At 74.0% G+C, this 10,168-nt stretch carries 8 protein-coding genes and 1 pseudogene; 3 read left to right on the plus strand and 6 right to left on the minus strand.

The window, feature by feature from the left end; genetic code table 11:
• From ABD308_RS00525 to ABD308_RS00545, 5 genes and pseudogenes are all read right to left on the minus strand, one after another.
• A pseudogene (locus tag ABD308_RS00525) lies at window positions 1-373 on the minus strand (MFS transporter); the annotation flags it as partial.
• A gap of 25 nt (window positions 374-398) precedes the next feature.
• Window positions 399-1,973: a sulfatase family protein gene (locus ABD308_RS00530; protein ID WP_344322593.1), complete on the minus strand. Its 1,575-nt coding sequence runs from the start codon at window positions 1,971-1,973 to the stop codon at window positions 399-401.
• A gap of 144 nt (window positions 1,974-2,117) precedes the next feature.
• Window positions 2,118-2,684, minus strand: a complete 567-nt coding sequence (locus ABD308_RS00535; protein ID WP_344322602.1) for a PadR family transcriptional regulator — start codon at window positions 2,682-2,684, stop codon at window positions 2,118-2,120.
• 115 nt (window positions 2,685-2,799) lie between these two features.
• Window positions 2,800-3,753 (minus strand): formylglycine-generating enzyme family protein, encoded by a 954-nt coding sequence (locus ABD308_RS00540; protein ID WP_344322611.1) that lies wholly within the window; start codon window positions 3,751-3,753, stop codon window positions 2,800-2,802.
• A gap of 98 nt (window positions 3,754-3,851) precedes the next feature.
• Complete coding sequence (locus tag ABD308_RS00545) at window positions 3,852-5,717, minus strand: peroxidase family protein (protein ID WP_344322619.1); 1,866 nt, start codon at window positions 5,715-5,717, stop codon at window positions 3,852-3,854.
• Between the two features lie 221 nt (window positions 5,718-5,938).
• Here ABD308_RS00545 and ABD308_RS00550 point away from each other — a divergent pair, with 221 nt between their 5' ends.
• A complete protein-coding gene (locus ABD308_RS00550; RefSeq protein WP_344322639.1) occupies window positions 5,939-7,123 on the plus strand; it encodes a CapA family protein in 1,185 nt (394 codons plus the stop codon).
• Between the two features lie 74 nt (window positions 7,124-7,197).
• Entirely contained in the window at window positions 7,198-8,064 is an 867-nt protein-coding gene (locus ABD308_RS00555) for an alpha/beta fold hydrolase (protein WP_344322645.1), read from the plus strand.
• 107 nt (window positions 8,065-8,171) lie between these two features.
• Here ABD308_RS00555 and ABD308_RS00560 read toward each other — a convergent pair whose 3' ends face one another.
• Complete coding sequence (locus ABD308_RS00560) at window positions 8,172-8,993, minus strand: lipase family protein (RefSeq protein ID WP_344322652.1); 822 nt, start codon at window positions 8,991-8,993, stop codon at window positions 8,172-8,174.
• 384 nt (window positions 8,994-9,377) lie between these two features.
• On the opposite strand from ABD308_RS00560, the gene ABD308_RS00565 reads away from it, so the two are divergent.
• A partial coding sequence (locus ABD308_RS00565; protein ID WP_425554660.1) for an AAA family ATPase occupies window positions 9,378-10,168 on the plus strand: 791 nt, incomplete at its 3' end.

The following is a 10,168-nucleotide window of genomic DNA, read 5'->3' on the forward strand; positions in this document are numbered from 1 at the left end:
CGAAGAGCACCACGAGTTGCAGGTAGTTCTGGGCGAGTCCGGTGGCCATGGTCCACAGGCCCCACAGGCCCGAGCTGACGGCGAGGACGTACTTGCGGGGGTAGCGCTGGGCGAGGCTCACCCAGAGCGGTCCGAAGACCACCCCGGTGATCTTGCCCAGGGCGACGAGCAGGCTGAGGGCCGACAGCGGCAGGTTCAGGGCGGTGCGCATCGCGGGGAACAGCACCGAGGCGGCGCTGTGCTCACCGCTGTCGGTGCCCATCGCGGCGCTGAGCAGGCCCAGTTGGCGCCAGCGGCCGCGTCCGGCCTTTCCGGCGGCGGCGGGGGGCGGGGCGGTCACCGCGGTGGGCGGCGGCGAGGATTCGGCGGTCATGTGAACTCCCTTCGCGTGACGCGCGTCAGTTGGGCCGGACCGAGCTCTGATCGCGGGTCTGCAGCAGGGCCGCCCAGCGCATGGCGAGTTCGGCGGTGCGCGGGCGGTCGGGGGCGTGCCAGGAGACCGGCACGTTCACCGTGGCGAGGCGGGCTTCGAGGTCCTCGGCGAGGCGCTCGCGGCCGGTGTCGCGCAGGTGCCGGGCGTAGCGCGCGGGGTCGTTGTAGTAGGTGGGGCCGGTCTGGAGGGTGGCCTGCATGGGGTCGGGCAGGCTGCCGGGGCGGCCGGCGTGTTCGTTCCACCATTCGGCGAGGTGGGAGCGCATGACGGCGGCGAGTTCGGGTTCGTCGGCGAGGAGGTCGCGGGTGAGGTGGGGGTCCTCGGTGACGTGGAAGAGCTGTTCCCATTCGGCGCGGAAGGCGCCGGGGTGGTAGGTGCGGATGTAGAGGTGGTCGCGGGTGCGGACGGCGCGCTGGTAGGTGTGGGCGCCGTGGCCGAGGACGAGGTAGGGGCGGGATTCGATGGTCTCGCCGTGCAGGGCGGGGGCGAAGGAGGTGCCCTGCCAGCCGGTCGGGACGGGCAGGTCGAGGAGGTCGCAGAGGGTGGGGGCGAGGTCGATGTTGTAGAGGAGGGCGTCGTTGCGCCGCGCTTCGGCGGGCAGGTGGTCGGTGACGCCGGGCCAGTAGACGACCAGGGGCAGGCGGTGGGTGGGCTCGTTGGCGAGGCCGTGTTCGGCGTAGGAGCCCTGTTCGCCGAAGGACTCGCCGTGGTCGGCGCTGACGATCACGGCGGTGGACTCGGCGATGCCCAGTTCCTGGAGGGTGGCCATGAGGTGGCCGAAGTGGTGGTCCCAGTAGTGGACGGCGCCGTCGTAGCCGTTGATCAGGTGCTCGAAGTCGGCGCGCGAGCGGATGGCGTCGGGCATGTTGTGCGGGACCGGGGAGGTGCCGTCGCCGATCAGCGAGTAGTTCAGGTCGAGGGCGCTGCGCGGGCCGTAGACCTCGGCGTGGGCGGCGATGGTCTCCTCGTCGGGCCACTCCTGGACGGGGCCGGAGGCGGCCATCTTCTCGGTCCACTCGACGGGCTGGATGTAGTTGGTGTGCGGGTCCCAGTAGGTGAGGTGGAGGTACCAGTTCTCGTCGTCCGCGTGCCGGCGGATCCAGTCGGTGGCGGCGCGGTTGACCTCCTCGGCGCTCTCGTCGCCGAAGCGGTCGGTGGCGCGGATGGACTCGCGGAAGTTGGCGTGGAAGAAGTAGGCGCGGTGGCGTTCGGCGAACACCGAGACGGCGGCGGTGTAGTGGCCGCCGAAGCCGAGCACCTGGCCGAGCAGGGGGCGGTCGGGCTCGGGGCCGTGGCCGGAGTCGAGGCGGAACTGCGCGGCCGGCCCGAAGTGGCCGATCACGCCGTTGGTGATGCCGAACTGACCGCTCGTCAGAGCGGTGCGGGACGGCAGACAGGGCGAGTCGGAGCAGTAGTAGCGGTCGAAGACGACCGATTTCCCGGCGAGGGCCTGGAGGTTGGGGGTGGTGGGCCGGTGGTAGCCGTAGGGGGTGGTGTGGTCGGCGCGGAGGGTGTCCACGTCGATGTAGATGATGCGCATGAGGGGACTCCAGGGGGAGGAGCGGGGCAGGGGCGCGCGCCGGTGCGGCCCGGCGGCGGGGGGCGCCGGGCGACCGGTGATCAAGGGGTGGAAAGGTGCCGCGGGGGCGGCGGGCCGCGCAGGGGGGCGCGGCGGGCCGCGGGTTCAGCGGCCGAGCCGCGCCTCCAGGCGGGCCTTGGTGAGCTGGAGCCAGGCGATGTGCGAGGCGCCGAAGGCGTAGCCGTGCTCGTGCGCCATGGTGTGGACCTCGCGGGCCCAGGCGGCGTCGAGTTCGGGGATCTGCGGGTCGTAGGCGTCGGGCAGCGGCATGGCTCCCGACTCCGCGTGCGCCTTGAGCCGGTACTCCAGCTCCGTGGTGACGATGTCCAGCGCGATCGCGGGGTCGAGCTGCCCGGCGAAGAAGAACCGCAGGGTGAAGTCGGGGTCCTTGGCGCGCGGCGACGGTTCGAAGGGCGAGCGCGCCCACTCCAGGAGGGCCGCGCGGCCCTCCTCCGTCAGCCGGTACACCTTGGCGTCCGGCCGGCCCTCGCGCGGATCGACCTCGAAGTCCACCCAGCCGCGCTCCACGAGCCTGGCCAGTCGGCGGTAGATGTGCGGGAGTTGGACCCCGTACCCGATGAAGCGGCCCGGCCCGTCCATCCAGCGACGCAGGTCGTAGCCGGACAGACGGCGCAGGGTCAGCGCCCCGAGGATCACATAGTCGAGCTGCATGTGCGGCACCTATGTTCTGAGGAACTTATGCCCACAGGTTTACCCGCCAGTAGCCGGATGTCAATACTCCGGTTCCCCTCCGATTCCCCTCCGGTTCCGGTGCGGTCCGCGCGCCTCAGGCGTCCGCCGCGCAGCGGAAGCCCGCGTGCCCGCTGGAGCTGTCCGGGCTGTTGGCGGTGCGGGCGGCCACCCGGTAGCGGTTGCAGTAGGAGCGGTGGCACATGTGGGAACCGCCCCGGATCACCTTGTCGGTGCCGGCGGCGGGGCCGGCGGGGTCGACCAGCGGCCGGTCGGCCGGGTGGTCGGTGGTCCACCAGTCGGCGCACCACTCCCAGACGTTGCCGGACACGTTGTACAGCCCGAAGCCGTTGGGCTCGAAGGCGTCGACGGGGGCGGTGCCGCGGAAGCCGTCGGCGGCGGTGTTCCGGGCCGGGAAGGTGCCGCGCCAGATGTTGCAGCGGTACTCCCCCGCCGGGTCCAGCTCGTCGCCCCACGGGTAGCGCGCCTGCTCCAGGCCCCCGCGCGCCGCGTACTCCCACTCCGCCTCGGTGGGCAGCCGCTTGCCGGCCCAGGCCGCGTACGCCGCCGCGTCGTTCCAGGACATGTGCACCACCGGGTGGTCGCCGCGCCCCGCGACGTCGCTGCCCGGCCCCTCAGGACGGTTCCAGGCCGCCCCCTCCACCCCGCACCACCAGGGCGTGCGCTCGGGCCGCGGCGCGTCCCGGCGCAGCGCGGCGGGCAGGAAGGACGCGAACACGTAGGACCAGCCCAGGCGTTCCGCCTCGGTGCGGTAGCCGGTGTCGGCGACGAACGCGGCGAACCGGTCGTTGCTGACCGCGTGGGTGTCGATCCGGAACGGCGTCAGCCGCACCGCCCGCACCGGCCCCTCGCCGTCCCCGGGGAACCCCTCGGCGTCCTCGGTCCCCATCAGGAACTCGCCGCCGGGCAGCAGCACCGTCCCGTCGTCGCCGTCCCGGCGCGCCGAGGGCGCGGGCAGCGGCGGGACCGGCGTCACCGCGCCCCCTCCGGACGGCATGCAGCAGCGGGCGGGCGCGGTGGTGTCGGTCATGCTCGGGTCCTTCTCGCTCCGGCCTGGGCCCATCCTCCCCGGCACTTATGTTCTAACGTACATACGCCCCTCCCCCGAGCCAAGAGCAGGCCCGCCGGTCACGACGCCGTCGGGGCGGCGGAGTGCCAGGGGGTGAAGGCGTTGGTCAGACCGGCGAGGGGGGTGCGGAGCCCGGGGTGGTGGCGGAGCAGGACGGTGATCATGGTGTTGTCGTCGATCCAGGCCAGGCCGGCCTTGGAGTAGACCTCGGGGGTGTAGTACTCGGTGAAGAAGCGGTCGCTGTTCAGGCGGCGGGACGCCATCAGGACGAAGATCCGGAACGCGGTGTCGCTGAAGGCGAATCCGGCGGGCAGCTTCTCGGCGTACATGCCGACGGTCAGGTCGACCTTCTCGATGTCGCCCTCGTAGAGCCGCTCGATCTCGTCGGCCCAGTCGGGGTTGCCGGTCAGCTCGTGGAAGGTCCCGGCGGGCCTGAGCCCCAGCAGCCGGCGGAACTCGTTGTAGCGGGGCACCCCGAGCTCCCTGCCGCGCAGGATGTCGGTGGCGGCGAGGTCCTGGAGCTTGCCGTCCGGGCGCCGGTACTCCTGGAGGAACCTGGGGAAGTTGTGCAGGGTGACCAGGCCCGGCGGGAGGGTGCCGAAGCTGTAGAGCAGGTCGGCCGTGCCGACGGCGCCCATCACCTCCAGGGCCTCGGGCCCGGCGAGGTCGCGGAAGGTGCACCGGCGCAGGGTGGAGTCGTCGGCCGCGGAGCGCAGGTGCCAGTCGTCACGGATGAGCGGGTGCATCCGGTAGACGGCCACGAACTCCTCGGTGAGGGCGTACGGGACGCCGTAGTGGTCGGTGCCGCCGCCGGGGATGCCGCTGAGGACCTCGCTCCCGCTGACCCGGCCGAACAGCCGGTGGACGCGCTCGCCCGCGAGGCCCCACCAGTTGGCGCGCAGGGCCGCGACGGTGGTGGGGTGGCTGATCACGGCCGGCGTCCACTCCACGGTGTGGATCTTGGCGAGCAGCGCGGCGTTCACCAGCCTGGCCCGCTGGAACAGCTCCTCGTCGTCCCAGGACGGGTAGGCGTGGTGCAGGTGCTCGCAGATCGCGTTGTGCTCCCGGGCGAACAGGCCCTGCATCATGGCCAGCCCCAGCCAGAAGCCGGGGACGCGGGACGGGTCACGGGACGGGTCCGCGGCGGGCGGCAGGCGTCCGTCGTCCCCCACGTGCAGCCTTCCCAGCTCCCCGGTGCGCAGCAGCCGCTGTTCGGCCTCGCCGCTTCCGTAGATCTGGGAGGCGTCCCACCAGTGGGAGGAGACGTTGACCCGGGTGTCGGGGGTGCCGGCGGGTGCCTGGGGGTCCCGGGTCGGGTCGTCCGGGGTCCGCATGATCCGCATCGGCCGCTCGGGCCACGGGTCGTCGTCCAGCAGCGGCACCTCCCAGGGGCGGTCGGTGGGGCTGGAGCCGTGGCTGAACCAGTCGCGGATCATGAACTGCAGCCAGGCGGCGACCAGGGAGTTGACCGACTCGGCCGCGACCAGCTCGTGGCGGGTGAGCAGGGCCCGGCTGACCTCCCGGGGGTTGGGCCGGGAGAGCACGGCCTCGGCGGAGGCCGGGGCGATCCGGTCCAGCGGGATGTTGCGGCCGAAGCGGGTGCCCGCCATGCCCATCCGCGGGTCCCCGAGGTCGTTGTGGCTGCCGTCGGCGGTCCGGTTGACCCGGTGGCTCGCGGACGGGGGCGCGGGGGTGGGCGGGTCGACGGCGGGCAGCCGTCCGGTGTCGTGGAGGTTCCGCTGCCGCAGCCTGATCCGCAGCCCGAGGAGGGTCAGCAGTCCGGGCAGGACCGGCAGCCTGTCCCAGCCGAGGCGCCGGTCGACGTACTCGGACGCGTGGGTGAGGATCCGCCACGGGAGCGACGTGCGGTATCCACCACCGGCCCGGTCGGGCGCGGGGCGGCGCGCGTTGCGGGGCGTGGCCATGGCGGCCCTCCAGGGGGTTCGGTGACGTGCGGTGATGATCCTCCGTAGGCGATCGGCTTCCACCATAGGAGCGTCCCCGGCCACCCGCGCGCCGGCCCGGAGCCGGTGCGGTCCCCCGGGTGACGCCCCGGGGGCGCCCGGGCGTGGGGCCGGGGGGAGACCGCCGGGGCGTCGCATAGTCGGAGGGCCGCAACGCCTTCCGATCATGAGATGAGTCGACCATGCGCCTGCCCCGCCGACCGGTCATCGCGATGGCCGTCCCGCTGCTGCTCGCCGCCGCGGGCTGCGGCTCCCCGGCCTCACCGCCGCCGGTGGACGACGGCCGCAGCCCCGCCACGTCCGCCGCGTCCTCGGCCGGGCCGCGCGGGTTCACCCTGGTCGCCAGCGGTGACGTGCTGCCGCACGCCTCGATCATCCGGCAGGCCCAGGCGGACGCCGGCGGGAGCGGCTACGACTTCGGCCAGATGTTCGCCGGCGTCAAACCGCTGATCAGCGGCGCCGACCTCGCCATCTGCCACATGGAGACCGTCTACGGCGCGGACGGCGGGCCGTTCACCGGCTACCCGACGTTCAAATCGCCGCCGCAGGTCGCCCGGGCCCTCAAGGACACCGGGTACACCGCCTGCGACACCGCCTCCAACCACACCCTCGACGACGGCGCCGCCGGCATCCGGCGCACCCTCGACGCGATGGACGCCGTCGGCCTGGCCCACACCGGCTCCGCCCGGGACGAGGCCGAGGCGGGCCGGCCGGCGCTGCTGCGGGCCGGTGGCGCCGCCGTGGCCCACCTCGCCTACACCTACGGCACCAACGGCATCCCGCTGCCGTCGGACCAGCCCTGGGCGGTGAACCTGATCGACCGCGACCGGATCCTCGCCGACGCCCGCGCCGCCCGGGCGGCCGGTGCGGACGTCGTCGCGGTGAGCCTGCACTGGGGCACCGAGTGGCAGGACGCGCCGAACGAGCAGCAGCTCACGCTGGCCCGCGAACTGTCCGAGGGGCAGGCCGGGGGCGCGTCGGACATCGACCTGATCCTCGGCACCCACGCCCACATCCCCCAGGCGTACGAGAAGATCAACGGCACCTGGACCGTGTACGGCCTCGGTGACCAGCTCGCCGGTCAGATGGTCACCTACGACGGCGCCGACGACCCGCGCGGCAACTGGAGCTCGATCGCCCGGTTCACCTTCGCCCCGCCCGCCGCGCCGGGACAGCGGTGGACGGTCGCCAAGGCCGAGTTCCTCCCCCAGGTGACCGACCTCGGCCCGCCCTGCCGCGTCATCGACCTCCAGGAGGCCGCCCGCCGCGAGCCCGGCCGCGCCGACTACGCCCGGGCCCTGGAGCACATCCGCACGGTGGTGCTCAGCCGGGGCGCCGCCGAGGCCGGTCTGACCATGGGTTCCTGAGCGCCGCCCCGGGCGCCACGACCTCGGCGGAAACCGATTGAAAGCGCGCCCGGGACCGTGGAAGGCTGGCGATCATGCCTAGCCTCCCGTCCTACGACGACTGCGTGATCTGGTACGAAGTGCACGGCGAGGGCGAGCCGTTGGTGGTGCTGCCCGGCGGTCCCGGGATGGACCTGCGGTACCTGGGGGACCTCGGGGGGCTCGGCCGGCGGCGGCGCCTGGTGCTGGTGGACGCCAGGGCGGCCGGGCGGTCCGGGGTGCCGGCGGACCGGGGAACGGTGTCGTTCGTCGAACAGGCCCGCGACCTGGAGGCGCTGCGCGTCCACCTGGGGCTGGAGCGCTTCGACCTGCTGGCGCACTCGGCCGGGTGCCTCACCGCGCAGGAGTACCTGGCGGCCTTCCCCGGGCGGGCGGGCCGCGCCGTGCTGGTCGCCCCGGTCGGGCGGGCCGGGCGCGAGGTCGACGAGGCGGAACTGGCCGGGCTGCGGGCCTCGCGGTCCGCCGAGCCGTGGTACGCCGACGCCGCCGAGGCGGACCGGCTGCTGGGGCTCGGCGGCCGGTCGGGCGAGGAACTCGCGGCGCTGCGGCGCCGGGTGCTGCCGTTCTTCTGGCACCGCTGGACCGGGGAGCGGCTCGCCGAGTACCCGCCGCGGTACGCGTCCGCCCATCCGTGGCTGCGGGAGGCCTTCTACGCCGGATCGGCCGGTCCCCGGACCCTCGCCGAGCGGGTCGCCCGGCTGGGTGCCGCCCGGACGCCCGTGCTGGTGCTGGCCGGCGCGTCGGACGGCATGGTCGGCACCGCGCCCGCCCGCGCGGTGGCCGCCGCCCACCCCGGCGGCCGGCTGGAGGTCCTCGCGGAGTCCGGTCACCGCCCGTGGGTGGAGGAGCCCGAGCGCTTCCTCGCGCTGGTTGACGGCTTCCTGGACGCCGGCGCCGCGTAGCACGGTCCGGTGCGCGGTCCGGTGCGGGCGTCGGCCAGGTCGGCGACCCGCACGGGGGCGCCGAGCGCGGCTGAACGGACCGGGGGTTCGCGAGACGGGAAGAGCGGTCAGTCGAGCGCCTTCTCCAGGGCGGCGAGGTAGTTGCGCATCAGATGGTCCCGGACGCCCTCGCCGTCCGGGGAGAAGGCGGCGGCGCCCAGGCCCTTGGCGCGGTCGGCCAGCCCGGCGACCAGGCCGGCCTTCTCCCGGACGCGGCCGGCGGAGTCGATGTGGTGCAGCGTCTCCACATGGGTGAAGGCGGGCTCCGGGGGCAGTTGGGGCACGATGTCGTTGTCGTGGACGAAGCGGTGGGTGCGGCCCTGGAGGCCCTTGTCGTAGGCGGCGGCGAGCAGGCGGTCGCAGGTGCGGGGCTGGCCGAACGTGTAGACGCCGTCGGCCTGGAGCCGGGGGTCCTCCAGGCTCAGCCGGGCGGCGGTGAGCATCGCGAGCGCCCCGCCGAGGCTGTGGCCGGTGAACCACACGCTCTGCCCGTTGGTGCGCAGGTCGGCGAGGGTCTTGGCGACCTCGGGGAAGACCGACTCCAGGGCCTCGGCGAAGCCGTAGTGGACGTAGCCGGTGCGGGCGGGCCCGGGCCAGGGCGGAGTGGTGCCGTCGGTGAGCCAGTCGCGGATCCGCGCGGGCTCGGTGCCGCGGAACCCGGTGACGATCATGTGCTCGCCGGCCATCGTGTAGGCCTGGGTGTCCTGGAGCGGGAACGGCGGGGTGAAGCGGGTCTGGTGGTGGCGCACGGTGTCGAAGCCCCAGTCGCGGGCCCGCGCCTCGATGGTGGCCTCGTCCTGGTAGGCGAGCTCGGCGGCCTTGGCCAGGTTGTAGGCGAGCGGGAGGCTGAAGCCGGTGGCGCGCTGGTCGAAGGTGGTGGGTACGGCCACGGTGGGACGCTCCTGTCGGATCGACGGCTCGGAAGGGGCCACCGCAGGGCCTCGCCCGCGCCCGTCCCGGGCAAGCGGTCCGCGACGGCCCGGTGACCATCGGTGACGCTACCGCGCACACCGTTCGTGGGCGACCGGACAGCGGACGGCCCGGCGGACGAACCCTGGACCCAGTTCCGATCCGTCACCCGTCAAAACAGTGACGACGATCGTCGACCCGCGATGGGCCTGGCCGGATACCACCTGAGCTTCTTGACAGGTGACGGAAGCTCATGACAGCTTCGTCACCAGCCAGAGGGGTGACTTCTTCGAAGCGGCCGCCGGGGCGGCCGGGTCGGTCACGATGAGGGGTATGGGGGACCGGTGGAACCGCTTGACGCGGCGATGATCGGCCGGGACGACGAACAGGCCGCGCTGTCCGAGTTCATCACCGCCCAGGGCGGTCGCGCCCTCGTCCTGGGCGGTGAGACCGGTGTGGGCAAGAGCACCCTGCTCGACCACGTCGCCGCCCTCGCGGCCGCCGACGGCCACCGGGTGGTCAGGGCCGCCGGCACGGAGGCCGAGTGGGAGCTGCCCTACGCCGGGCTGCACCAGCTGCTGCACCCGCTGCTCCCCGGCCTCGACCGGCTGGCCGAGGGCCACCGGGGCGCGCTGGACGTGGTGTTCGGCCGCAGCGCGGGCCCGCCCCCCTCGGTGATGACCCTCGGCATCGCCGTCCTCGACCTGCTCGCCCTCGCCGCGTCCCGGCAGCCCCTGCTGCTGGTCCTCGACGACGGCCAGTGGTTCGACGCCGCCACCACCGAGGTGTGCGGCTTCGTGGGCCGGCGGCTCACCGGGACCCCGGCCAAGCTGCTGATCGGCCTGCGCGACGACGTGCCGTCCGGATTCGGCACCGCCGCCCTGCCCCGGCTGACCGTCACCACGCTCTCCGAGCGGGCCTCCGAACGGCTGCTGGACCGGCACCACCCCGGCCTCGACCCCCGGCTGCGCCGGCTCGTCCTGGACGAGGCCCGGGGCAACCCCCTGGCCCTGCTCGAACTGCCGCCGCACGTACGGCGCCGCGGCCGGACCGCCGACCACCGCGAGGAGTCACCGGACTTCGCCGGTGTCCCGCTCCCCCGGCGCCTTGAGCAGGTGTACGGGACCCGGATCGACGCGCTCGGCGCCGCCGAGCG

It is taken from the genome of Kitasatospora putterlickiae (assembly GCF_039527695.1).
In the GTDB taxonomy this organism is placed as follows: Bacteria; Actinomycetota; Actinomycetes; order Streptomycetales; family Streptomycetaceae; genus Kitasatospora; species Kitasatospora putterlickiae.

Coding starts and splice junctions, on each gene's coding strand:
- ABD308_RS00530 (WP_344322593.1), bottom strand. CDS start 1,973: ATGCGCATCATCTACATCGACGTGGACACCCTCCGCGCCGACCACACC.
- ABD308_RS00535 (WP_344322602.1), bottom strand. CDS start 2,684: ATGCAGCTCGACTATGTGATCCTCGGGGCGCTGACCCTGCGCCGTCTG.
- ABD308_RS00540 (WP_344322611.1), bottom strand. CDS start 3,753: ATGACCGACACCACCGCGCCCGCCCGCTGCTGCATGCCGTCCGGAGGG.
- ABD308_RS00545 (WP_344322619.1), bottom strand. CDS start 5,717: ATGGCCACGCCCCGCAACGCGCGCCGCCCCGCGCCCGACCGGGCCGGT.
- ABD308_RS00550 (WP_344322639.1), top strand. CDS start 5,939: ATGCGCCTGCCCCGCCGACCGGTCATCGCGATGGCCGTCCCGCTGCTG.
- ABD308_RS00555 (WP_344322645.1), top strand. CDS start 7,198: ATGCCTAGCCTCCCGTCCTACGACGACTGCGTGATCTGGTACGAAGTG.